The organism is Solibacillus sp. FSL K6-1126, assembly GCF_038003445.1.
In the GTDB taxonomy this organism is placed as follows: domain Bacteria; phylum Bacillota; class Bacilli; order Bacillales_A; family Planococcaceae; genus Solibacillus; species Solibacillus silvestris.
Genome location: NZ_JBBOPD010000001.1, coordinates 1,717,959 through 1,740,451 on the forward strand (window position 1 = coordinate 1,717,959; position 22,493 = coordinate 1,740,451).

24 protein-coding genes and 1 riboswitch are annotated in these 22,493 nt (G+C 40.7%); all 24 genes read left to right on the forward strand.

All coding sequences use genetic code 11. From position 1 onward, the window contains the following. Window position 1: 1 nt before the first annotated feature. The 24 genes from MHH44_RS08280 to MHH44_RS08395 all read left to right on the forward strand — a co-directional run bounded on the left by MHH44_RS08280 (window position 2) and on the right by MHH44_RS08395 (window position 22,462). A complete protein-coding gene (locus tag MHH44_RS08280) occupies window positions 2-805 on the forward strand; it encodes a GNAT family N-acetyltransferase (protein WP_340798269.1) in 804 nt (267 codons plus the stop codon). 14 nt (window positions 806-819) lie between these two features. After that, a complete protein-coding gene (locus MHH44_RS08285; protein WP_014824155.1) occupies window positions 820-1,224 on the forward strand; it encodes an acyl-CoA thioesterase in 405 nt (134 codons plus the stop codon). 3 nt (window positions 1,225-1,227) lie between these two features. Beyond that, window positions 1,228-2,031: a DUF2785 domain-containing protein gene (locus MHH44_RS08290; RefSeq protein ID WP_340798270.1), complete on the forward strand. Its 804-nt coding sequence runs from the start codon at window positions 1,228-1,230 to the stop codon at window positions 2,029-2,031. A 15-nt stretch (window positions 2,032-2,046) separates the two neighbouring features. Next, window positions 2,047-2,934 carry a S16 family serine protease gene (locus MHH44_RS08295; protein WP_340798271.1) on the forward strand — a complete coding sequence of 296 codons (888 nt, stop codon included), beginning with the start codon at window positions 2,047-2,049 and terminating at the stop codon, window positions 2,932-2,934. A 167-nt stretch (window positions 2,935-3,101) separates the two neighbouring features. After that, window positions 3,102-3,288, forward strand: a riboswitch (cobalamin riboswitch). A 228-nt stretch (window positions 3,289-3,516) separates the two neighbouring features. Beyond that, a complete protein-coding gene (cobJ, locus tag MHH44_RS08300) occupies window positions 3,517-5,178 on the forward strand; it encodes a precorrin-3B C(17)-methyltransferase (RefSeq protein ID WP_340798272.1) in 1,662 nt (553 codons plus the stop codon). An 8-nt stretch (window positions 5,179-5,186) separates the two neighbouring features. Then, on the forward strand, window positions 5,187-5,945 hold the full coding sequence (gene cobK / locus MHH44_RS08305; protein ID WP_340799494.1) for a precorrin-6A reductase: 759 nt from the start codon (window positions 5,187-5,189) through the stop codon (window positions 5,943-5,945). 2 nt (window positions 5,946-5,947) lie between these two features. Then, on the forward strand, window positions 5,948-6,622 hold the full coding sequence (locus MHH44_RS08310) for a precorrin-8X methylmutase (RefSeq protein ID WP_340798273.1): 675 nt from the start codon (window positions 5,948-5,950) through the stop codon (window positions 6,620-6,622). After that, complete coding sequence (locus MHH44_RS08315; RefSeq protein ID WP_340799495.1) at window positions 6,597-7,733, forward strand: cobalt-precorrin-5B (C(1))-methyltransferase; 1,137 nt, start codon at window positions 6,597-6,599, stop codon at window positions 7,731-7,733. The genes MHH44_RS08310 and MHH44_RS08315 overlap by 26 nt, the downstream gene beginning before the upstream one ends. Further along, entirely contained in the window at window positions 7,708-8,904 is a 1,197-nt protein-coding gene (gene cbiE, locus MHH44_RS08320; protein WP_340799496.1) for a precorrin-6y C5,15-methyltransferase (decarboxylating) subunit CbiE, read from the forward strand. Before MHH44_RS08315 ends, cbiE begins: the two co-directional genes overlap by 26 nt. Beyond that, window positions 8,901-9,605: a precorrin-2 C(20)-methyltransferase gene (gene cobI, locus MHH44_RS08325; protein WP_008406578.1), complete on the forward strand. Its 705-nt coding sequence runs from the start codon at window positions 8,901-8,903 to the stop codon at window positions 9,603-9,605. Before cbiE ends, cobI begins: the two co-directional genes overlap by 4 nt. Next, complete coding sequence (gene cobM, locus MHH44_RS08330; RefSeq protein ID WP_065217085.1) at window positions 9,605-10,387, forward strand: precorrin-4 C(11)-methyltransferase; 783 nt, start codon at window positions 9,605-9,607, stop codon at window positions 10,385-10,387. The genes cobI and cobM overlap by 1 nt, the downstream gene beginning before the upstream one ends. Then, entirely contained in the window at window positions 10,380-11,519 is a 1,140-nt protein-coding gene (locus MHH44_RS08335) for a cobalt-precorrin 5A hydrolase (protein ID WP_014824146.1), read from the forward strand. Before cobM ends, MHH44_RS08335 begins: the two co-directional genes overlap by 8 nt. Continuing rightward, window positions 11,516-12,874 carry a cobyrinate a,c-diamide synthase gene (locus tag MHH44_RS08340; RefSeq protein WP_340798274.1) on the forward strand — a complete coding sequence of 453 codons (1,359 nt, stop codon included), beginning with the start codon at window positions 11,516-11,518 and terminating at the stop codon, window positions 12,872-12,874. Before MHH44_RS08335 ends, MHH44_RS08340 begins: the two co-directional genes overlap by 4 nt. Next, on the forward strand, window positions 12,871-13,503 hold the full coding sequence (locus tag MHH44_RS08345) for a precorrin-2 dehydrogenase/sirohydrochlorin ferrochelatase family protein (RefSeq protein ID WP_065217083.1): 633 nt from the start codon (window positions 12,871-12,873) through the stop codon (window positions 13,501-13,503). The genes MHH44_RS08340 and MHH44_RS08345 overlap by 4 nt, the downstream gene beginning before the upstream one ends. Continuing rightward, complete coding sequence (gene cobA, locus MHH44_RS08350) at window positions 13,500-14,261, forward strand: uroporphyrinogen-III C-methyltransferase (RefSeq protein ID WP_065217082.1); 762 nt, start codon at window positions 13,500-13,502, stop codon at window positions 14,259-14,261. The genes MHH44_RS08345 and cobA overlap by 4 nt, the downstream gene beginning before the upstream one ends. Further along, entirely contained in the window at window positions 14,255-14,809 is a 555-nt protein-coding gene (locus tag MHH44_RS08355) for a nitroreductase family protein (protein WP_340798275.1), read from the forward strand. The genes cobA and MHH44_RS08355 overlap by 7 nt, the downstream gene beginning before the upstream one ends. 12 nt (window positions 14,810-14,821) lie before the next feature. Continuing rightward, entirely contained in the window at window positions 14,822-15,361 is a 540-nt protein-coding gene (locus MHH44_RS08360) for a cob(I)yrinic acid a,c-diamide adenosyltransferase (protein WP_340798276.1), read from the forward strand. Further along, window positions 15,361-16,854 carry a cobyric acid synthase gene (locus MHH44_RS08365; RefSeq protein WP_340798277.1) on the forward strand — a complete coding sequence of 498 codons (1,494 nt, stop codon included), beginning with the start codon at window positions 15,361-15,363 and terminating at the stop codon, window positions 16,852-16,854. Before MHH44_RS08360 ends, MHH44_RS08365 begins: the two co-directional genes overlap by 1 nt. A 5-nt stretch (window positions 16,855-16,859) precedes the next feature. After that, window positions 16,860-17,702 carry a class I SAM-dependent methyltransferase gene (locus tag MHH44_RS08370; protein WP_340798278.1) on the forward strand — a complete coding sequence of 281 codons (843 nt, stop codon included), beginning with the start codon at window positions 16,860-16,862 and terminating at the stop codon, window positions 17,700-17,702. Continuing rightward, window positions 17,695-18,735 carry a FecCD family ABC transporter permease gene (locus MHH44_RS08375; RefSeq protein ID WP_340734967.1) on the forward strand — a complete coding sequence of 347 codons (1,041 nt, stop codon included), beginning with the start codon at window positions 17,695-17,697 and terminating at the stop codon, window positions 18,733-18,735. The genes MHH44_RS08370 and MHH44_RS08375 overlap by 8 nt, the downstream gene beginning before the upstream one ends. 1 nt (window position 18,736) lies before the next feature. Continuing rightward, entirely contained in the window at window positions 18,737-19,522 is a 786-nt protein-coding gene (locus MHH44_RS08380; RefSeq protein ID WP_339264311.1) for an ABC transporter ATP-binding protein, read from the forward strand. Window positions 19,523-19,524: 2 nt separating this feature from the next. Continuing rightward, entirely contained in the window at window positions 19,525-20,508 is a 984-nt protein-coding gene (locus MHH44_RS08385) for an ABC transporter substrate-binding protein (RefSeq protein WP_339264312.1), read from the forward strand. 69 nt (window positions 20,509-20,577) lie between these two features. Then, window positions 20,578-21,315: a sulfite reductase gene (locus MHH44_RS08390; RefSeq protein ID WP_339264313.1), complete on the forward strand. Its 738-nt coding sequence runs from the start codon at window positions 20,578-20,580 to the stop codon at window positions 21,313-21,315. Then, window positions 21,266-22,462, forward strand: a complete 1,197-nt coding sequence (locus tag MHH44_RS08395; RefSeq protein WP_339264314.1) for a CbiX/SirB N-terminal domain-containing protein — start codon at window positions 21,266-21,268, stop codon at window positions 22,460-22,462. The genes MHH44_RS08390 and MHH44_RS08395 overlap by 50 nt, the downstream gene beginning before the upstream one ends. Window positions 22,463-22,493: the final 31 nt, after the last annotated feature.

Genomic DNA, 22,493 nt, shown 5'->3' on the forward strand with positions numbered 1-22,493 from the left:
AATGATTCGAAAGTTAACAAACGAAGACCTTGAAACTACATTGGCACTTGTACATAAAAAGCCGGCAGAAAATTTATTTATCATCGGTGATATTGAAGCGTATGGGATGGAATCGGATATCCAGGATTTATGGGGGCAATTTGAAGGTGATCAGCTAAAAGCGATTTTACTGCGCTATGATCAAAACTATATCCCGTATAGTGAAGGAAATTATGATACCGAGGGATTTGCCAAAATCATTAACGAAAATCGAGGTCGGATAGAACTATCAGGGCTTCAGCATTTAGTCGCTCCATTAAAGAAATGGATTGACCGCGGTATTCGTCGGGACAGCGAAACGTATTATGCAAAATGTACAGAATTGACCGTTCCCACATCTGATTTGGATTTTTCAAATGTGACATATTTACAGCCAAGTGAATACGAAGAAAATATTGACATGCTCAGATCGATTCCGGAATTTTCAACGGGTACCTTTAGTGTTGAAGGAAGAGAGCGCGCGGAAAAATTTAAAACGGGGCGTACTTATATTATTCGTGACGAACAGGGTGTGATGGTCTCTTCAGCATCAACAACAGCGGAAAATTCTCAATCCGCGATGATTGTAGGCGTCGGAACGAGACCGGGATACGGGAAAAAAGGATATGCGACACATTGTATGTTAAAACTTTGCCGTGACCTGCTCGCTGAAGGAAAATCAATCTGTCTGTTTTATGATAATCCGGCTGCCGGACGCATTTATAAACGGATTGGATTTGAGGATATCGGCTTTTGGTCAATGGTTCGTTATGAAGAGAGAAATTAAGGGAGACAAATATTATGAAAACATTATTGGCTGAACAACCGATTCAGATTAACGCCTATGATATCGATGCGATGGGCATTGTAAGTAATATTGTGTATGTACGCTGGTTTGAGGATTTACGTATGGCATTTTTAAATGAGCATTATCCATTAGCGGAGATGATGGCTGTGCAAATATCCCCGATCTTGATGAAAACAGAGATCGAATATAAAGCCCCTTTAACAATTTTCGATCAGCCAGTCGGTCGGTGCTGGATGGTGAAAATCGGGCAATCTAGTTGGGAAATGGAACTGGAAATTACAACGGAAAAGCATATCCATTGCATCGGAAAACAATCAGGATGCTTTTTCAATTTAGAAAAGAAAAGAGTTGCGAAAATTCCTGATCCATTAAAGAAGCTTTTTGAAATGGAGCAATAAAATATGATGAAAGAACAATTAGAAGGAATTGTAAAAAAGTCGATTAATCTGGATTCAATTGATTTTAACGAATTAATCCAGTTCATGCTAAAAAATATTGGAAATACGGATGGCTATTTACGAGATAACTTAATTTATCGGGGATTTTGCGAATTAATTCTGAATGAGCAATTTACTGAAGAACAATTAGTTTTAATATTAAAAACATGTTCGGATGATGAGCACCTTTATTTAAATATTACACAGAGCAATCCTTCTGATGATGTATTTACAAGATCGTTTTCGGCACTCGTTATCACCCTTATTTTAGGGAAAGATCGTGAAAATAGAAGTTTGCCTGAAGAACTTGTTGTTGAGGCTATTCACCGTAGTATTCATTATTTATTTCTTGAGAAGGATTACCGAGGATTCGTCAATACAAAGGGCTGGGCACATGCGGTTGCACATGGAAGTGATTTATTAACAGAAGCAATTAGACATCCGTTGATGAAGGATTCCAAATTATTATGTAGCGCATTACAAAGTTTAAAAAGCTGTCTTCATACTGAATATGCTTTAATCGATGAGGAAGAAGTACGCATGTTACCGGTCATTGATGCATTACTGGATAAGGGACTGACGGATGAGCAATTGTTAACGTGGCTAAAAGGATTGCATTACATAGAAGTAGAGGATTGGCATAAGAAATACCGGTATGAATGGAATGTGAAAAAATTTGAGGCAGCATTATTAAGACATTTATTAAAATCAACCAAATGTACAAAAACAGCCGATTGGATTATTTTTGGAAATCCAACTTTTGTTTAGTAAGGAGTTGAAAAATTGAGACGTATTTTTTTAATGATACTGCCATTCATTTTATACATAACAGGCTTACTCGCATATTATTTTGATAAGATTAACGGTTATCAATTTATTATTTTTATTATAGTGGGCCTGGGTATTTCAATTTTCGGATTCTTTGTTTACCGGAACCAGAAGAAGTTGAAAGCAGCTTTTTTAGGGATTTTTTATATACTAGCCCTATTAGTTGTCTTTGAAAGCCGACTGATTGATTATGAAAAATATACTTATTTTCTTATGTCATATAACGAGCCTTTTGAAATAGTGGAAGACTCAGGAATCAATGTACTGGCAGTGGAAGTAATTGAGATCCCATATATAACGGACTTGAACTACTTAATTCATACTATGGAATCTTCAACTTATAAAGAAGTTTTGGATTCGGAAGTTGTCACGAATAAAATCCGGTACCGTTCGAAAAACGAAGAATTACTAAGTTATGTACGTCCTATGGAGAAACATTTTGAGACGATGAAGGAAAATGTCCTTGCTTATTTACCAGAAAACGCTTTTGCTATTAATCAATTTTTAGAAAGAGAAGATATAGAAGGTGATAGTGCAGGACTTGCCACTGTATTAAGCGCTCTTATCGAAAATGGTGACGTTAACAATAATATTCCGATTGCCGTAACAGGAGCGATTGATAGCAAAGGAAATGTGAGGGAGATCGGTTCAATAAAAGCGAAAACTTTGATTGCCGAACAAAGCGGTTTTTCTTATATTTTTTTGCCTGATGAGAATGCAGAAGAGGCAAGGAAAGTGAAAAAAGATGAGCAGCTTAATATAGAAATTATCGCTGTGGCATCTATAGAAAATGCTGTAACTGATATAAAAAAACTAAATGAAACAGGGTCATTAAATAAATAAAATGAAAACCAGAAAATAAACAACCTTTGTTAATTAGGATAGGAAATTAATGTGCAAAGGACCGAAATAATGAAGGAACAATGCTTTATCTTCACTGAAAAAAACAGATATCATAATAATTGTTCTATCATTTTTTAATAGACTATGTTATTTTTATAATAATTTAATAATTTGCAATTTAAATAAGTGCTTACAGAATTTTGTAAGGTAAAAGGGAAATTAGTGAAAGACTAATGCAGCCCCCGCTACTGTAATAGCTGATGAAATCACAATGAATCACTGTCGTAAAGATGGGAAGATGTGAAAGTAAAAGGAAGCTTAAGCCAGGAAACCTGCTTATTTAAACGATACTTACTTTTCGGAGGGAGAAGTATAGGCGAAACAAGTAATTGTTTTTGTGTTTTTCTATACTTTTTTAGTATTAATTTCACATGCCCGTACCTCTTTCTAACGAGAGGTGCGGGCTTTTTTTATTTCTTAGTGGATAAGCAATACTAGTTTTTGATGAAATCCACATAAGAAAAATTATCATCACGTCCTATTTGGTGCGAGATGTATTTTTCTACTAGGGAGGGTGTTTACATGCAAAAAGGAAAGATCTTTGTTGTAGGGTTCGGACCTGGAGATCGGGAACATATAACAAAACGTGCAGTCGATGCACTACAGCAAAGTGATCACATTATGGGCTACAAAACGTATGTTGAACTGATTGAGCACTTAGTGACGGCGAAAACCATTGTCAGTACGGGAATGACTGAAGAAGTTTCACGTGCGCAAGAAGCTGTAAAACAGGCTGAAGCCGGCCATATAGTTGCTGTTATTTCCAGTGGTGATGCAGGTGTTTACGGAATGGCGGGCCTCGTATATGAAGTATTAATCGAAAAGGGATGGACTGCAAAAGAAGGGATTGAAGTAGAAGTCGTTCCGGGTATATCAGCGATTAACTCCTGTGCAAGTTTACTTGGCGCTCCTGTTATGCATGATTCCTGCACAATTAGTTTAAGTGACCATTTAACACCATGGACGGTCATCGAGAAACGGATTGAGGCAGCGGCAATGGCAGACTTTGTCGTTGCGTTTTACAATCCTAAATCCGGCAGACGGACAAGGCAAATTGTGGAAGCGCAACGAATATTGCTTAAGTATCGTTCACCTGATACACCTGTCGGATTAGTAAAAGCTGCCTATCGGGATACGCAGGACATTGTGTTAACAACACTAGAAGAAATGCTCGAACATGATATCGGAATGCTGACAACGGTCGTCGTGGGGAATTCCTCAACATTTTACTACGATAATAAAATCATTACACCACGTGGTTATCAGCGTAAATATACGTTAAGAGAAGAAAAGCAACTATTAAAACCGCATCAACGTTTGAAAAAAGAAGCGGAACCTTGGGCGTTGGATCAGGAAACGGGTGAAGCAAAGACCGGGTATGAAAAAATTGAAGCTATAGAGAAAAAAATAGTTGAACCAGCAGCCAGTAAAACAACCGCATTACAGCTTGCAAATGAAGCATTAGCGCTCGTACATAAAGAAACATCAGCAGTAAAAGTTGAAGAAAATCCGTTTTTAGTGCAGCAAGAAGTGGAATCCATATTTGAGTTTGCTGTATCACCAGGTGTTGCCAATAAAATGATTACACCTGCACAAATGATTACATTGGCAGAGGTTGTAGGAGAACGGGGTACGATGGAGTATACGCCTGATCACCGTCTCGTGTTGAAGGTACCAACTGATTCACCTAAAAGAATCGTAGAAACGGTAGAAAAAACGGGTTTACTTGTTCAACCTGTCGGCGACGTAGTAATCGTCAAGGCGTGTGATTTCTGTTACGGCGAAAAAGCCGAATCCATTCCATATGCTGAAGAGATTATGGAAACACTTGGTGGCATTAAAATGCCGAAAGAACTACATGTCGGTTTTAACGGTTGCGGAATGGCATGTTATCGCGCGGTTTTTGATGATATCGGCATTGTTTACCGCAAGAAAAAGTTTGATTTGTTTATCGGTTCCAAACCAGTTGGACGAACAGCACATGCAGCACAACCTGTCCTTGAAGGGATCGATCCCGAAAAATTGATTCCTTTACTAACAGAAATCGTTGCGGACTATAAAGAAAATGCACATCCGAATGAACGTTTTTTCAAATATTTTAAACGTGTAAAAAAAATCCTGAATTTCAATTATGTTGATATGTCATGCAAAATTAAAGTGGAAGAGGCCCCTTGTGGAGATTAGGTGAAATGATGATTTTATTTTTAGCTGGAACAAGTGATGCAAGAGAGCTGGCTGTTCAATTAATGCAAGCGGGACAAGAATTGGTGGCGACTGTCGTTACGGAATCTGCTGCAGCGAGTCTACAGGAAGCGAATGTTCCGTACCATGTCGGTCGTTTAACAGAACAGCAAATGAAGGAACTAATTGAAAAACGGCGGGTAACAACGGTTATCGATGCCAGTCATCCATATGCGGAAGAGGCTTCCAAAACAGCGATGGCCGCTGCAAATTTAACGGGTATTCCCTATATTCGATATGAACGTCCGCAGCAAAGTTATGTACATCCGCTTGTTACGGAAGTGGAAACGTATACAGAAGCTGCAATTGCTGCATCCGCACATTCAGGAACAATTATGCTGACGACAGGCAGTAAAACGCTTGCCGTTTTTACGGAACAATTATTACATAACGAAAATATTCGTCTTGTATGCCGGATGCTGCCAAATAAAGAGAATATGGAGAAATGCGATGACCTTGGGGTGAAGCAGCGCGATATTATCGCAATCCAAGGCCCGTTTTCAAAAGAACTGAATAAAGCGCTTTACGAACAATTCAGCACAACACTTATTATTACAAAGGAAAGCGGGAAAGTCGGTTCAGTAGACGAGAAGATGGATGCGGCTCTTGAAATTGGTATTCCCGTCATCTTAATTAAAAGACCAAAAATACAATATGAAAACTTATGCACTTCATTCGAGAAAGTGTTTGAAAAATTAGGAGGCAGATAACAATGGCAAATATGAATTTTAATACAGACTTTGTACCACTAACAGTAGACCCGGACAAAATTTATGACTATAGTTTTGCGATGATTAAAGAAGAAATGGGCGAACATTCTTTTACAGACGAACAATGGCTTGTTGTTCGCCGCGTTATCCATGCTTCAGCAGACTTCGAACTGGGCCGCAGCATGATTTTTACGGATGATGCGATTGAAGCGGGCATTCAGTCAATTTTAGCTGGACGTCATGTTGTTGCCGATGTTCAGATGATTGAAAGTGGATCAGGGCGTAAACGATTCCAAAAACATGGTGGGGATTTACATTGTTATATTGCAGATAAAGATGTATCAATCGAAGCAAAAAAACTGGGAACAACTCGTGCCATTATTTCGATGCAGAAGGCGACGCAACTACAAGAAGGCGGAATTTATGCGATCGGGAATGCCCCAACAGCATTACTTGAACTAATTCGTCTGATTAAAGAAGGTCTTGCAAAGCCGGACTTAATTATTGGGATGCCTGTTGGGTTCGTTTCGGCAGCAGAATCTAAAGCGGAATTAGCGATTTTAGAAGGAATTCCGTTTATTACGAATGTAGGAAGAAAAGGTGGCAGTACTGTAACCGTCGCAGCATTAAATGCCATCTCAATCATGGCAGATGAACGAGCAAAAGAAGCGAAATAAAAAAGATCCGTCGGAAATGCGTCACGGCTATACAACTGGAGCTTGTGCAACTGCGATGACAAAGGCTGCCTTGTACGCACTTGTGACCGGAGAAGTTCCTGAACATGTAACGATTCATTTACCTGTTGGAAAGGATGCCACATTTACGGTGGCATCTTTTGCAGTAAAGGACAATGAAGTGATGTGTGAAACGATTAAAGATGCCGGGGATGATCCGGATGCAACACATAAAGCACGCATTCAAAGCACTGTTCGTTTTGTAGAAAAAAGCGGTGTCCATCTAGACGGTGGAATCGGTGTCGGTCGTGTGACAAAAGCAGGACTGCCCGTGCCTGTCGGAGAGGCGGCAATTAACCCTGTTCCGAGAAAAATGCTTCATGGTGTCGTCGAAGAGGCGATTCAACTTTTCCAAATTGACAAAGGAATCGAAGTGATCATTTCCGTTCCGGACGGTGAGGAAATCGCGAAGAAAACATTAAATGCAAGGCTTGGAATACTGGGCGGCATTTCCATATTAGGTACGCGCGGAACAGTCGTACCCTTTTCAAGTTCGGCCTATATGGCGAGTATCGTGCAAGCGATCAGTGTTGCGAAAGAAGCAGGCTGTGACCATCTTGTCATTACAACCGGCGGACGCAGTGAAAAATATGCGATGAAGCAATATCCGCATTTACCGGAAGAAGCATTTATAGAGATGGGGGATTTCGTCGGTTTTACGTTAAAGCATATCGCCCGTAAAGAGATTCCCCAAGTATCGCTTGTCGGAATGATGGGGAAATTTTCTAAGGTAGCACAGGGTGTCATGATGGTGCATTCAAAAAGTGCGCCGATCAGTTTCCCATTTTTGGCTGAAATCGCGAAAAAAGCCGGAGCCGATCCAGAAATAATCGAGCAAATATTACATGCGAATACGGCATCACAAGTAGGAGAAATCATGCAGGGGAATGACCAATTTTTTGAAGCGCTTTGTAAAAACTGCTGTTACTTTGCACTGGATCATATGAAAGCGAAATTACGTGTTTCCACATCGCTGTATGCAATGAACGGGGACATGCTAGGAAAGGCTGAGAATATTGAACAATTGGATGAAAATGATTGGTATCGGGGATAACGGACCAGCAAGTTTACTCCCTCAATATATCGCTTGGATTGAATCAAGTGAAGTACTAGTTGGTGGTGAGCGTCATCTAGACTTTTTCCCGGATTACACTGGCGAAAAGATCATTATAAAAGGTGGACTACCACAATTAGTGGAAAAGCTGCAAAGAGAAAAAAGAAACATCGTTATTCTAGTATCGGGTGACCCGCTATTTTATGGACTAGGCGGTGTTTTGGCGAAGAAGCTCCCGTTAGAAATTTACCCTTATGCCAGCTCTGTTCAATTAGCATTTACAAGAATGCAGGAAAGCTGGCAGGATGCCTATTTAACGAGTGTTCATGGCCGGTCAATGAAAGGACTTGCCCAAAAGATCGATGGCCGGAAAAAAATAGCGATATTGACCGATGAAGAAAATTCACCGAATGCACTTGCCCGCTATTTAAATGCGTTCGGCATGACCGAATACGATGCGTTTGTAGCAGAAAACTTGGAAGGTAAGGCAGAACGATGTCGTCATCTTTCTTTGGATGAAATGGAGAAGGCCGAGTTTTCACCATTGAATGTCGTTATTTTAAAGCAACGTGAAGCTGTTGAGCGTACGTCAATCGGTATTGATGATGACAAGTTTATTCAGCGGAAACCTGATAAAGGGCTCATCACAAAAAAGGAGATCCGAGTTCTTTGTTTACAAGCGCTGCAATTAAAAGAAACGAGTATCGCATGGGACATTGGGACATGCACAGGCTCAGTTGCCATTGAGATGTCCAAAATTGCGCGCGAAGGTCAAGTATTTGCGATAGAAAAAAATGAAGCCGATTTAGAAAACTGTCTTCAAAACCAGCATATTCATCGTACCGATTTTACAGCTGTTTTAGGAAAAGCACCGGAAAGATTAGAAGAATTTCCTGATCCGGACGCCATTTTCATCGGTGGCAACGGCGGTAATATGGAGCAGTTGCTGCAACTATGTGTGAATCGATTAAAGCCAAATGGCCGCATTGTTATGAACATCGCAACAATTGAGAACTTAGCAGAAGCTATGGGGCATTTTAAAAAGTTCAATTGTGATGTTTCTGTACTGCAGGCACAAATCTCAAAAAGTAAGCCAATTTTAAATTTAACGCGTTTTGAACCGTTAAATCCAATTTTTATCGTAACAGCACAGAAAGGGTTGGAATTATGACAATCGGTACATTAATCGGATTAGGTGTTGGACCAGGTGATCCGGAACTTATTACAGTAAAAGCGTTTAGAATGTTGAAAGAATGCCCAGTCATTGCGTATCCACAAAAATTGCGCGGCAGTAAATCGTATGCCCAACGAATAATCGATGTGTACGTTAATCCAGCGGAAAAAGAAATGCTGGGGCTTGTATTTCCGATGACGAAGGACGAGGAGACGTTGCAGGAAGCATGGTCAAAATCCGCAGAGAAAATCTATGCACATTTGAAAGAAGGCCGAGATGTCGCATTTGTAACAGAAGGCGATCCGATGCTTTTTAGTACATATATACACTTGATGAAATTAATGAAGGAAATGCATCCCGACGTTCCAATGAAATCGATTGCAGGGATATCTTCATTTAATGGAACTGCCAATCGTTTAGGAATCCCATTGGCAGACGGCGATGATCATGTAGCAATGATTCCGGCGACTTCGGATATGGCAGAGATGCGTCGTGTTATTGAGACCCATGACGGGATAGTGTTTATTAAAGTAGCGAAAGTATTAGATGTCATGCTGGATTTGCTTGAGGAAATGAACTTACTTGAAAAAACGTTTGTTGTGACAAAAGTAACTTCAGATGAAGAAATTATTTGGAAAACGAATGAATTGCGTGGAGCTGAGCTCAATTATTTATCATGTATGGTGGTGCGAAAATAATGAAGAAAATTTGGATTATAGGTGCTGGCCCCGGCGACCCGGATTTAATTACCGTAAAAGGCCTTAAACTTCTTCAACAGGCGGATGTTGTCATGTATACAGATTCGTTAGTTAGTGAAACTCTAGTTGCCGAAGCCCGAGAGGATGCAGAAGTAATTCGTACAGCAGGCATGCATTTACAGGAGATGGTTGATTGCATCGTTGAACGTGTCAATGCAGGGAAAATGGTTGTGCGTTTACATACGGGTGACCCGGCCATGTACGGGGCAACAATGGAACAAGTGGCATTGTTGAAAAAACATAATATTGGCTATGACGTTATTCCAGGTGTGAGTTCCGTATTTGCTGCCGCTGCAGCCGTAGGGGCAGAACTAACGGTTCCTGATTTAACGCAAACGTTGATCTTAACACGAGCAGAAGGACGTACACCGGTACCTGAGCGTGAAAAACTGCAAGCATTGGCAAGCCATCATTGCACAATTGCAATGTTTTTAAGTGCCACATTAACGAAAAAGATTACAAAAGAACTACAGGCTGCAGGCTGGTCGGACGATACACCGGTTGCCGTTATTCAGCGGGCTTCATGGCCAGATCAAAAAATCGTTCGCACGACAATTGCTGAACTGGATGAAGCGATGCGGACAAATGGCATTCGCAAACATGCGATGATTTTAGCCGGCTGGGCACTTGATCCGAACATTCATGAAAAAGATTACCGTTCAAAATTGTATGATGCTACATTTACACATGGTTTTCGTAAAGGTGTGAAAGTCGATGATTAATTTACGTGAAGGGGAAATACCGGAAGTTCGTGTGACAAAACCTTATGCACTTGTAGCCATTACAAAGCACGGTGTGGCGAATGCGCGAAAGTATGCGGAGAAGTTTCCGTATGTCGATGTATATTATATGAAGAAATTTGAGCAGGGCGATGAGGCTGAAAAAAATATTCAATTATTTGACGGGACGGTGCGCCTGCTGCTACCCGCATTATTTAAAGCATATAAGTCGATGATATTGATTATTTCCCTTGGTGCAGTCGTTCGGATGATTGCCCCCATTTTAGTAGATAAAAAGAAAGATCCGGGTGTTCTTGTTGTTGATGATAAAGGACAATATGTCGTAAGTGTTTTATCCGGACATATCGGTGGTGCGAATGCCCTGACAAATGAGTTTGCACAAGCAATCGATGCGACTCCGATTGTAACTACAGCATCCGATGTTCAAAAAACAATCGCAGTTGATTTATTTGGTGCACGGTATGGATGGGTTTGGGACAGTGAAGAGAAATTAACGCCTGTCAGTGCTTCAGTAGTGAATGAGGAACAGGTTGCGATTGTTCAGGAAACCGGTGAAAAAAAATGGTGGCTGCATGAAACACCGATGCCTGATACTTTGAAAATTTACCGGACAACAGGGGAAGCAATCGCTGCAAAACCCCATGCCACATTGCTCATTACTGATCGGATTATCGAAAAAGAGGAAGAAATATTACTTGAAAACGGTGTAATTTATCGACCGAAATCAATTGTTTTAGGAATGGGCTGTAATCGCGGAACATCTGCAGAAGAAATTGAACAACTAATTGATGAAACGCTTGCAGAACTAAAGCTGAGCAAAAAAAGCGTCAAAGCAATCGCCACAATCGATTTGAAAAAAGATGAACAAGGTTTCCTGCAAGTAACGGCTAGAAACAACTGGCAGTTTATAACGTATACACCGGCACAGTTAAATGAAATGCCGCTGCAAAATCCATCGGAAACTGTTTTTAAATTTACAGGGGCATACGGTGTCAGTGAACCTGCTGCATTACGGTGTGCCAATGCGACAGACTGGCTGTTGGAAAAAAAGAAAAGCGGCAATGCAACCATTTCCATTGCCCGGATTACATTTGATGAGGAGGAAATCGAATGAATCGTTTCGTATTAGCCGGAACAGGCAGTGGCGTAGGAAAAACAACATTTACAATTGGCATTATGCGTGCACTGATGAAGCGCGGCTTAACCGTTCAAGGATTTAAATGCGGTCCGGATTATATCGATCCGACGTATCATACAGCGGTAACGAAAAGGTCTTCACGCAATATTGACAGTTTCATGATGACGGAAGATGTCGTACGCACAATTGTTGCGAGAAACAGCATTGATTCAGATGTGTCTATTATTGAAGGTGTCATGGGATTTTATGACGGGAAGTCGCCATTATCGAATGAAGGATCGGCGGCACATATTAGTGAAATTACAGACAGTCCGGTAATTTTAATTGTTAACGCAGCAAGTATGGCCCGAAGCGTCGCTGCTATAGTAAAAGGATTCCAGCAGTTGGACAAGAACGCCAATATTGTGGGGGTTATTGCCAATCAGCTTGGGAGTAAAGGTCACTTTGAAATTATTAAAACAGCGATCGAACATGAATGTAGCATCCCCGTTCTCGGCTACCTACAAAAAGGTGCGGTACCAGCGTTGCCAAGCCGTCATTTAGGTTTAGTACCGGCTATTGAACGAGGAGAGCTCGATCCGTATTTCGATGAGCTTGCAGCTGCTATTGAAGCAACTGTTGATCTGGATTTATTGTTACAAGTCACAAAAGCGACCGAATTGGAGCAAACTTCAAAGATTTTCGAAACACAAGGAAATACGCAAGAAATTCATTTGGCTGTAGCAAAAGATGCAGCTTTTAACTTTTATTATGAAGAAAATTTTGAATTACTGAAAGCAAACGGTGCAAAACTCCATTTCTTCTCGCCACTTGAAAATGAACCGGTTCCTGAACAGGCACAAGGTTTGTATATTGGAGGAGGGTTCCCTGAAGAATTTGCTGAGAAACTTGCACAGAATGAACAGGCAAAAACTTCGATAAAACAAGCGATTGAAAAGGGAATCCCGACACTTGCGGAATGTGGCGGCTTCATGTATTTAACAGAAGAAATTTTCAACCGTGAAGGAAATGGCTACAAAATGCTTGGTGTCATTCCAGGAAGCGTTCGTATGCAAGATAAGTTAGCGGCGTTAGGTTACAGAGAAATTACCGGTGTGGATGGCAACTTTTTAATCGGTGAACAGGAGCTGGCTAAAGGTCACGAATTCCATTATTCCGTATACGAAGGAAATCATGAAACACCTGCTTATTTTACAAGAGGGCGCTTTGGAGCGAAACAGGAAGGGTACTCACATGGGAATCTAGTTGCTGGATATACACATTTTCATTTCGCATCCAATCCACAACTCGTGAAAAATTGGCTTGCAGCTTGTTTGGAGGTAAGAGTATGAATTATTTTCCGTTAATGGTCAATATTGAGTTTAAAAAAGTGGTGATCATTGGTGGTGGCCATGTAGCCCGTCAAAAAGTGGAAGCATTATTACCTACGAATGCTGAAATTACCGTTGTAAGTCCAACAGTAACGGATAAGTTGAAAAACTATTTAGATGAAGGCAGAGCAGTTTGGAAACAAAAGCTTTTTGAACCGGCTGATTTAGACGGTGCAGCCCTCATTTTTGTTGCAACGAATGATGAAGCGGTAAATGATGCTGTGGAAGAAGCAACACAGCATTGGCAATTATTAAATCGTGCAGATGCTTTAGGTCGTATGGATTTTATGAATCCTGCAGTTGTCCGTCGTGGAGATTTTGTTGTAACGGTGTCAACAACTGGCGCAAGTCCGGCGCTTACTAGAAAAGTAAAAGCGGACTTAGAGGAACAATACGATGAAAGTTATGCAGAATATGTTGCATTTTTAAAGGAAGCCCGTCTGCTTATTTTGAAAAACTATGAAGGCGATGCAAAAAAAGCAGCGCTGGCTCAATTGCTTGAACCTGAAATACTCGATTGGATTCAGCAAAAGAATGAGGAAAAATGTGCACAGTTTTTACGTCAGATTGAAGCGGGAGAAGTCAATTGAGTGGATTTGTTTATATAGTTGGTGCTGGACCGGGTGACCCGAAATTACTGACAATACGTGCATTAGAGTGCATTCAGATAGCTGAAGTCATTTTATATGATAGATTAGTAAACCCAGAAATTTTAAAACACGCACCAGCCCATTGCGAATTAATTTATTGTGGCAAAGAACCGGGGAAGCATGGCCTCATACAAGACGAAATTCATCGTGTGCTCGTTGAAAAAGCACAGCAGAACAAGCAGGTTGTCCGTCTAAAAGGTGGCGACCCATTTGTCTTTGGACGAGGCGCAGAAGAAGCAGCTGTTCTTCGCAATGAAAATATTGAATTTGAAATTGTCCCAGGGATCACAGCAGGAATAGCGGCACCGGCATATGCAGGCATACCCGTTACACATCGTGATTATGCAACAAGCTTTGCGATTGTTACCGGGCATGGCCGTGAAGAAAAGGGGCAGGATTTTTTAAGCTGGGCAAGTCTCGCACAAATCGATACGATTGCGTTTTATATGAGTATCGGCAATATCGAACATATTACGAAAAGCCTAATCAGACACGGAAAGAAACCGACAACCCCGGTTGCAGTAATTGAATGGGGAACAACAAGCAATCAGCGTACGATTACAGGTCAATTAGAGACGATTTCCGAACAAATTCAGCAGGAGAAAATGGTCAACCCTTCGATGATTCTAGTTGGGGATGTTGTAGGAATTCGTGAAGAAATTGCTTGGTTCAATGAAAGGATTGAGACAACATGTTAGAAGCATTAAAAAAACGACGGGCGGTTCGTCAATTTTTAGCTAAGGAAATAGAACAGGAAAAGATTGAACAATTATTGGAAGCAGCAACCTATGCACCGAATGACCGGATGCGCGAGCCTTGGCAATTTTATGTGCTGCAAGGAGATAGTTTAAAACGTTTTGAACAAGTAGCATTCAATTATTTACAGCAGCGCTTCCCGACAAAACCAAACTTAGTGGAAAGCTCAATGCAGGCCGTTACAAAAACACCGCTTATCATTGTCGTTACTTCTGCTGTAGTCGAAGGTGATGAAGGGGCGACGCTGGACAATAAATTTGCTGTCAGCAGTGCAATCATGTCGATGTGGCTAATGGCTGAAGCGCTTGGTTTAGGCATGGTGTGGCGGACACGCGGAGTCGGTCTTGTACATGAAACAGCTTTGCATGAATTTATCGGGGCGACGGATTTTGAACACCTCGTAGGTACGTTATGTATTGGCTATCCGGAGGAACCAGTTACAACGGAGAAAAAACGTACACCATTTTCAGAAAAAACTACTTGGGTATAGGGAGGTACTAACATGGCGAGAAAAGGAATGCTGCTCGTATATACGGGTGAAGGAAAAGGCAAAACAACCGCTTCATTAGGTGTAACCTTACGTGCAATTGGCCGTGGGATGACGGTGAAGTATTTTCAGTTTATTAAATCACCGGAACGTACATATGGTGAACAAATTGCACTTCGGAAATTAGGCGTTGAAACCGTTCAGCTCGGCATTGGCTTTACGTGGACAAAAACACCGGAAGAACATAGGGAAGCGTTAAGAAAGGCTTGGCAAATTGTAAAAAAGGAATTGCAGGATGAAACGACGGATTTACTAGTTTTGGATGAATTAAATAATGCATTGGCAATTTCAAAATTCCCAATCGATGATGTTTTGCTTTTAGAGGAGGTACTTGAAGCAATTCGGAGTCGACCTGCCACAATGCATTTAGTCATTACAGGACGTTCGGCACATCCGGATCTTATTGCGATGGCTGATCTGGTTTCAACCGTTGATGCAACGAAACATTATTACAGCGAGCAGGATGTCACAGCTATGAAGGGGCTGGAGTTTTAGTGCAGGCAATCATGATTCAAGGCACAGCATCCGATGTGGGAAAAAGTGTACTATGTACAGCATTATGTCGCATCTTAGTTAATGACGGTTACCGGGTTGCTCCGTTTAAATCACAAAATATGGCGCTGAATTCGTATATTACAAAAGATGGCGGAGAAATTGGGCGTGCTCAAGGGGTCCAGGCAGAAGCGGCAAAAATTGATGCTACGACAGATATGAACCCGATTTTACTAAAGCCTAAAGGGGATATGGTATCAGAAGTAATTTTGCACGGTAAACATTTTGCAAACATGGATGCGGTCAGTTATCGTGAACAATTTGTAGAAGATGTCATGCCTGAAGTTCGTACATCACTTGACCGTTTATCGGATAACTACGATGTTCTTATTTTGGAAGGTGCGGGAAGTCCTGCGGAAATTAACTTGAAAAGCCGTGATATTGCCAATATGCGAATGGCACATGAGACCGACGCGTCAGTGATTTTAGTGGCGGACATTGAACGCGGTGGTGTTTTTGCTTCACTCGTCGGAACGTTAATGTTATTGGATGATGCGGAAAAAGCACGTGTAAAAGGAATTATTATTAATAAGTTTCGCGGCATGAAAGAACTGCTGACAAGTGGAATCGATTGGCTGGAGGAATATACAGGTATTCCTGTACTGGGTGTCATTCCGTATTTCGATGTTCAAATTGAGGCAGAAGATTCGATGGCCCTATCCAGCCTGCGCTTAAAGAAGCCACAGCAGCATGAATTTGCGGTTGATGTCGCCGTTATCCGTTTACCGCGTATATCTAATTTTACTGATTTGGATCCATTGTTTGAAGAACCGGGTGTAGGCGTGCGCTTTGTCTCAACGCTTAGTGATTTAAAAAATCCGGATGTCGTAATTTTACCAGGTACTAAAAACACGGTGGAAGATTTTTTATGGCTTCAGCAAACTGGGCTGATGCAAGGTATTTTACAGTTAGCGAATCAAAATGTCCGCATTATCGGTATTTGTGGAGGTTATCAGATGCTTGGTGAGATTATCCGTGACGAACAGGCGGTTGAAAGCACTGGCGGAACGTATTTGACATTAGGTCTGCTGCCGATCGAAACAACATTTATCAATAGTAAGCAAACGGTTCAAGTTTCGGGAAGAAGCTGCACAGGTCATGAGATTGAAGGCTATGAAATTCATTTAGGCCGCAGTGTTGCGACAAAACCGTTGAAGCCTTTCATCCAATTTTATGACGGCCGGACAGACGGTGTCTATACTGACCAAGTATTTGGTACATATGTTCATGGGATTTTCCAAAATCGCCTATTTACACGCGATTATTTTAATACAATCCGTGTGCAAAAAGGAATGGAGCCAATTACAGGAGAAGTGTTATCCGATTTTGAACGTCGCGAACAAGCCTATGAATTGCTGGACCGCCATGTACGTGGGCATTTGGATATGGAGAAGATTTATTCGTTTATTTCAGAAGCCAAGTTTGAAAAGAGGTGAAGTTGATGGCTGTTTTACATGGGCCACTTGCAATTGATTTTGAGCAACTCTGGAAGGAAGGGATGCTGGACTGGCATGGAAATATGCCGGAACGGATGAAAAATGATGCATTGGAGGAAGCATTTTGGGCCCAATCGATGCAAAAAAAATCCTATAAACAAACGGATGCATATGCCATTCCGATTTATGAAAAAATTCGTCAATACATACCACAGGGTGCAAGCTGTCTGGAAATGGGACCAGGTTGGGGGAATTATACATTTCCTTTAAGAGAAGATGTCGGAAAACTGACATTGGTTGATGGCTCAAAAAGTGTTTTAAACTACTTGCAGCAGTATTTCATGGAAGACGATGCGGTAAATTTTGTCCATGCGAAGTGGGAAGAAGCAGATGTTGAACAGCATGATATAGTAATCGGGGTCAATTGCTATTACCGAATATATGAGATGAATGATGCACTGCTGAAAATGAATAATTGCGCAAAGAAAAGAGCAATCATCGGTTTAACAACAGGTCCAATTCAACCACATTATGATGTTTTAGCGAAAGAATATCACTATCAGATTAAATATCCCAGAAGAGACTATATTGAAATTTTAAATATGCTGTACCAATTAGGAATTTATGCAGATTGCGAAATGCTGCCATTGGAACGTGTTTATTACTATGACAGTTATGAAGCGCTCTATGAAGCACAAAGTAAAAAAATATTATCGAATCCGTTTGATTTAGAGCATGTTAAAGAGGCACTTGCCCGATTCGTTAAAGTGGAGAAAGGCAAGATTGTTTACCGTCATAAATTTTATGCAGCGATCATTAGTTGGGAGCCGGTAAACTTTTATGAATAAAAAAAAACTTTGGCTATGGATGCCTATTTTAATCATTGTGCTCGTCATATCGATTATTGGTGCAATCATGGTAGGTTCTGTAGGGATCACACCCCAGTTAATTATTGAGGTTTTACTTTTTAAAACAGGAATTTTAAGTGAAACAAACGCTTCTAAGGCGCAGCAAATAATTATTTGGGAAATCCGGGTGCCACGTGTACTATTGGCACTTCTAGTCGGAGCATCATTGGCAATATCGGGTGCCGCAATACAAGCTCTAGTAAAGAATTCTATTGCAGATCCTTACATACTCGGTGTTTCGTCGGGAGCATCTGTCGGGGCAACTTCAGTAATTTTATTCGGTGCATTTAGCTTTTTCGGAGTGTTTGCTTTATCGCTTGCCGCTTTTTTTGGTGCAATATTTGCCGTAATGATTGTATTTATGCTTGCCCGTGTGAACGGGAAAACTTCGATGATTCGATTATTGCTGTCGGGGATTGCGGTTTCCATGGTGTTAGGTGCGATGACCAACTTTATGTTGATGATTTCGAAAGAACAGGGCGGTGTTCAGGCAGTCATGTTTTGGATGCTTGGCAGTTTAGGTGGGGCAAAGTGGTCAAATCTCGGAATACCTTTAGTTACTTTTTGTATCGTATTTCCATTATTACTACTAAGCTATCGTCAACTGAACGCACTGTTACTAGGTGAAGAAACAGCATCGACTTTAGGGATTCATATTGAACGATTCAGGCTGTTCATTATTATCATTGTATCTTTACTAACCGGCGTCGTAGTTGCTGTAAGCGGGAGTATCGGATTTGTCGGTCTCATTGTCCCACATATTGTACGGATGATTGTCGGGTCCAATTATAAAGTAGTTTTACCGCTAAGTGCGCTGCTTGGAGCCATTATTATTATTTGGGCTGATATGGGTGCACGTATTGCAATTGCACCAGAAGAGATGCCAATCGGAATTATTACCGCATTATTTGGCAGTCCGTTCTTTATTTGGATGCTTCGTCGGGAGCGCTATGCATTTGGGGAAGGAGAATGAGATGATCCAGCTACAACAAGTTGAATATTCGGTGGATGATAAGGAGATTTTGAAAAGCATTTCTTTGGAAATCATCGAAGGAAAATTTATAGGGATTATTGGTCCAAACGGCAGTGGTAAATCAACAATGCTTAAGATTTTGTACCGTCACCTGAAACAATCATCGGGAAAAGTAACTTTGCATGAACAGGAAGTCTGGGATATTTCCCCGAAAAAACTGGCAAGACAAATGGCGGTCGTTAGTCAAGAGTCCGCTATATTATTTGATTTTACAGTAAAAGATTTGGTAATGATGGGACGCACCCCTTATAAAGGCTGGCTCAGTTCTGATAACGCAGAAGATATGTCAATCGTGGACAGAAGCATGAAATTAGCAAATATTGCTCATTTAGCCAATCGAACATTAAGTAATTTATCAGGTGGCGAAAAAAAACGAGTAATGCTCGCACGTGCATTGGCACAGCAAGCAAGTATTCTCATATTGGATGAACCGACAAATCATTTGGATATTGAACACCAGCTCCATTTAATGGATTTAGTCAAAGATTTACCGATTACGATCATTGCGGCGTTACATGATTTAAATTTAGCTGCAGCTTATTGTGATGAGTTAATTGTTATGAACAATGGAACATTACATATTCATGGTTCACCGGAAAATGTATTGACGACCCCGATGTTAAAAGAAGTATTTCATATAGATGCAGGGATTTCTAAAAATCCGTTCACAGGGAAAATGCATTTATTTTTTTATACGAATACACGAATAGATACTATAGGAGATTAACAATGAAGATTCGTAAAAATCTATGGGCTCCGTTTGCCCTAGCATCAGCATTAATTTTAGGGGCATGTTCGGATGAGGAACAAAGTATAAAACAGGCGACAGCAGATTCGGATGAAACAGTTCAGGCAGTAACAATTGAAAATGAAGGCATGTCCATTACATATGAAGAAGCTCCCAAAAAAGCGATTTCCATAAATCAGCATGTAACAGAAGTAATGCTAGCACTCGGCTTGGAAGATTCGATGGTAGGTACAGCTTACTTGGACGACCAGATTTATCCTCCGTTACAAGAAGCGTATGACCAGGTTCCGGTACTGGCTGAACAATATCCTTCGAAAGAACAGGTTATTTCAACAGAAGCCGATTTCATTTACGGTGGCTGGGCAAGTGCCTTTAATGAGAAAAACTTAATGTCACGCGAAGAAATGGAACAATTGGGAATCGGCAGTTACCTGCAGTCTTCCTCAGTAAAAGTGGCTCCGGAGTTAGAGGATATTTACACGGATATCCGTAATATCGCAAAAATCTTTCGTGTTGAAGAGCGCGGAGAAACATTAATAGAAGAAATGAACGCTAATATTGAAAAAATTAAAGAAAAAGTTCCTACTGTGGACAAACCAATTGATGTTCTAGTATTTGATAGTGGTGATAAAGATGTATTTACAGCCACTCAAAACTTTATGAACACTCTCGTGAAAATGGCGGGAGCAAATAATATTTTTGGTGATATCGAGAAAAACTGGGCTACAGTTTCAAAAGAAGATGCTGTAGAACGTAATCCGGAAGCTATTATTGTAATTGATTACGGTTCTACTACAGCAGAAGAGAAAATTAATTTCCTGAAAAATGATCCGGCACTGAGCCAAACACTGGCAGTACAAAATGAGCGTTTTGTTGTTTTACCATTATCGGCTGCATCAGAAGGTGTTCGTGTGGCAGAAGCGCTTGAAATTATTGTAAAAGGTCTTTACCCTGATTCATTCTAATCTTTCAAAATCAAAGGGATTCCACCAGTCGACACAAGTGCGTAATTGATGAATGGGAGCGGTGTATACATGCAAGAATATGCTAAGAAAAATTTTGAAAAGGCGTTGCAGCTGCCGATGCCGAACAAGACGTTTGCAAAATTAAAAGCAACGGATGACTATGTAGCATTAATTGTACGACCAGGGTTAATAAACAAACATTTGACAAGTGATCAGCTGATTGTGTTAGCGAATCTTGAAAAATCTGGCGCTGTAAAATATTCTGCCGGCCATAGTTTTATTGTTACTGTCCATCGTTCACATATTGAGCAGGCAATGAAAAAATTAACGGAAGTGAATTTGTATGTGGCATCCCAAACACCAAGTGCTTTATTTAAATGTTGCGACTTTTGTGATGGGGATTTGTTAGACGGTTTACCATTTGCAAAGGACTTACTAGAACAGGTTGAACAAATGCCATTAAAAAATAGGGTACGCATCGGCTTTAATGCATGCACCCAAGCATGCTATAACGCGGTTCAGGATGACTTGGCACTCATTTTTCATAATGGCAAAGTTGATATTTACGGAGGCGCGATTCCAATGGGGAGACGTGCCAGTTCCGGGCATCTATTATTAAAAAAAGTACCGGAAAATCAAGTGATCAATCTTGTGAAAAATATATTAGAAAAGTACGATGCATCATCAATCGATAAGTTTTCGACGTTCGTGCACAAAAATAAAACTTACTTTGATCAACTACAAGAAGGAGGACTCTATGACAACTTGGAATTTAAACCAAATGCAGCGTCATCTGTTAATTTGTAACGGGGCTACCTGTATGGGTGCAGGTGCCGAAGAAGTAACAAAGCAAATCCGGGATGAAATTCGTAAAAATCGTTTAGATGAAATGATTCATACATCACGTACCCGTTGTAATGGTCGATGTAAAGATAAATGTGTTGTCATCGATTATCCAAAAGGGACATGGTATTCCGTTCAAGACGAGGAAACATCTCGTGCAATAGTTCAGGATACTGCTGAAGAATCATCCATTATTTATTCGGTGGAACATGGGGAAAGAATCCGACGTGAAAATCGAATTAAAGGGATCGATAAATATAAAAAAGGAAGAGGACCATTGAAAAAAGCAGTATTATTTGTTGGGCATGGTAGTAGATTAGAGGCTGGAAATGAGGAAGTACGTCAGTTTGTCGAGCAGACGAAAACGTATATTGATCCAGCACTACTAGTTGAAACTTGTTTTCTGGAATTTGCTTCGCCGAATATAGAAGATGGGATTCAGCTATGTGTTGAAAGAGGCGCGGATGAAGTCCATGTAATTCCCATCATCTTATTACACGCAGGACACTCAAAAATGCACATCCCGGCCGAAATCGAACATGCAAGAGAGCATTTTCCGGATGTTCGCTTTACATATGGTCAAACAATTGGGATTCATGAAGAAATTTTCGAAATTCTTAAGTCGCGATTAACAGAAGTAGGCTTCAATCCTGATGAAAAACATGACGACACAGCTATTTTACTTATTGCTCGCGGCGGCAGTGATCCATATGCAAATGGCGATTTCTATAAAATTACCCGTTTATTATGGGAAAAACTAGACGTTCCTATAGTAGAAAGTGCATTTATGGGCGTAACGACTCCATCAGTAGAACAAGGGGTTGAACGCTGTATAAGACTTGGAGCAAAAAAAATTGTGATGCTTCCATACTTCTTGTTTACAGGGGTGTTGATGGAACGAATGGCTAAAATGGTCCAGCAGTTTACAGAGCAATATGAAGATGTAGATTTTTTACTTGCAAATTATTTCGGCTACCATCCGAATTTAAAGAAAGTATTGCTCGAGCGCATGGACCAGGCTTTAGACGGTACATCAACAGGGATGATCGATTTAGAGAATTTCCGAAAATATGCAGAAGAACATGGATATGAACATCACCACCATCATTAATGTTAAAGTTTATCCAGAGCATCGAATATGC

Coding starts and splice junctions, on each gene's coding strand:
- MHH44_RS08280 (WP_340798269.1), top strand. CDS start 2: ATGATTCGAAAGTTAACAAACGAAGACCTTGAAACTACATTGGCACTT.
- MHH44_RS08285 (WP_014824155.1), top strand. CDS start 820: ATGAAAACATTATTGGCTGAACAACCGATTCAGATTAACGCCTATGAT.
- MHH44_RS08290 (WP_340798270.1), top strand. CDS start 1,228: ATGATGAAAGAACAATTAGAAGGAATTGTAAAAAAGTCGATTAATCTG.
- cobJ (WP_340798272.1), top strand. CDS start 3,517: ATGCAAAAAGGAAAGATCTTTGTTGTAGGGTTCGGACCTGGAGATCGG.
- cobK (WP_340799494.1), top strand. CDS start 5,187: ATGATTTTATTTTTAGCTGGAACAAGTGATGCAAGAGAGCTGGCTGTT.
- MHH44_RS08310 (WP_340798273.1), top strand. CDS start 5,948: ATGGCAAATATGAATTTTAATACAGACTTTGTACCACTAACAGTAGAC.
- MHH44_RS08315 (WP_340799495.1), top strand. CDS start 6,597: ATGAACGAGCAAAAGAAGCGAAATAAAAAAGATCCGTCGGAAATGCGT.
- cbiE (WP_340799496.1), top strand. CDS start 7,708: ATGAAAATGATTGGTATCGGGGATAACGGACCAGCAAGTTTACTCCCT.
- cobI (WP_008406578.1), top strand. CDS start 8,901: ATGACAATCGGTACATTAATCGGATTAGGTGTTGGACCAGGTGATCCG.
- cobM (WP_065217085.1), top strand. CDS start 9,605: ATGAAGAAAATTTGGATTATAGGTGCTGGCCCCGGCGACCCGGATTTA.
- MHH44_RS08335 (WP_014824146.1), top strand. CDS start 10,380: ATGATTAATTTACGTGAAGGGGAAATACCGGAAGTTCGTGTGACAAAA.
- MHH44_RS08340 (WP_340798274.1), top strand. CDS start 11,516: ATGAATCGTTTCGTATTAGCCGGAACAGGCAGTGGCGTAGGAAAAACA.
- MHH44_RS08345 (WP_065217083.1), top strand. CDS start 12,871: ATGAATTATTTTCCGTTAATGGTCAATATTGAGTTTAAAAAAGTGGTG.
- MHH44_RS08355 (WP_340798275.1), top strand. CDS start 14,255: ATGTTAGAAGCATTAAAAAAACGACGGGCGGTTCGTCAATTTTTAGCT.
- MHH44_RS08360 (WP_340798276.1), top strand. CDS start 14,822: ATGGCGAGAAAAGGAATGCTGCTCGTATATACGGGTGAAGGAAAAGGC.
- MHH44_RS08370 (WP_340798278.1), top strand. CDS start 16,860: ATGGCTGTTTTACATGGGCCACTTGCAATTGATTTTGAGCAACTCTGG.
- MHH44_RS08375 (WP_340734967.1), top strand. CDS start 17,695: ATGAATAAAAAAAAACTTTGGCTATGGATGCCTATTTTAATCATTGTG.
- MHH44_RS08380 (WP_339264311.1), top strand. CDS start 18,737: ATGATCCAGCTACAACAAGTTGAATATTCGGTGGATGATAAGGAGATT.
- MHH44_RS08385 (WP_339264312.1), top strand. CDS start 19,525: ATGAAGATTCGTAAAAATCTATGGGCTCCGTTTGCCCTAGCATCAGCA.
- MHH44_RS08390 (WP_339264313.1), top strand. CDS start 20,578: ATGCAAGAATATGCTAAGAAAAATTTTGAAAAGGCGTTGCAGCTGCCG.
- MHH44_RS08395 (WP_339264314.1), top strand. CDS start 21,266: ATGACAACTTGGAATTTAAACCAAATGCAGCGTCATCTGTTAATTTGT.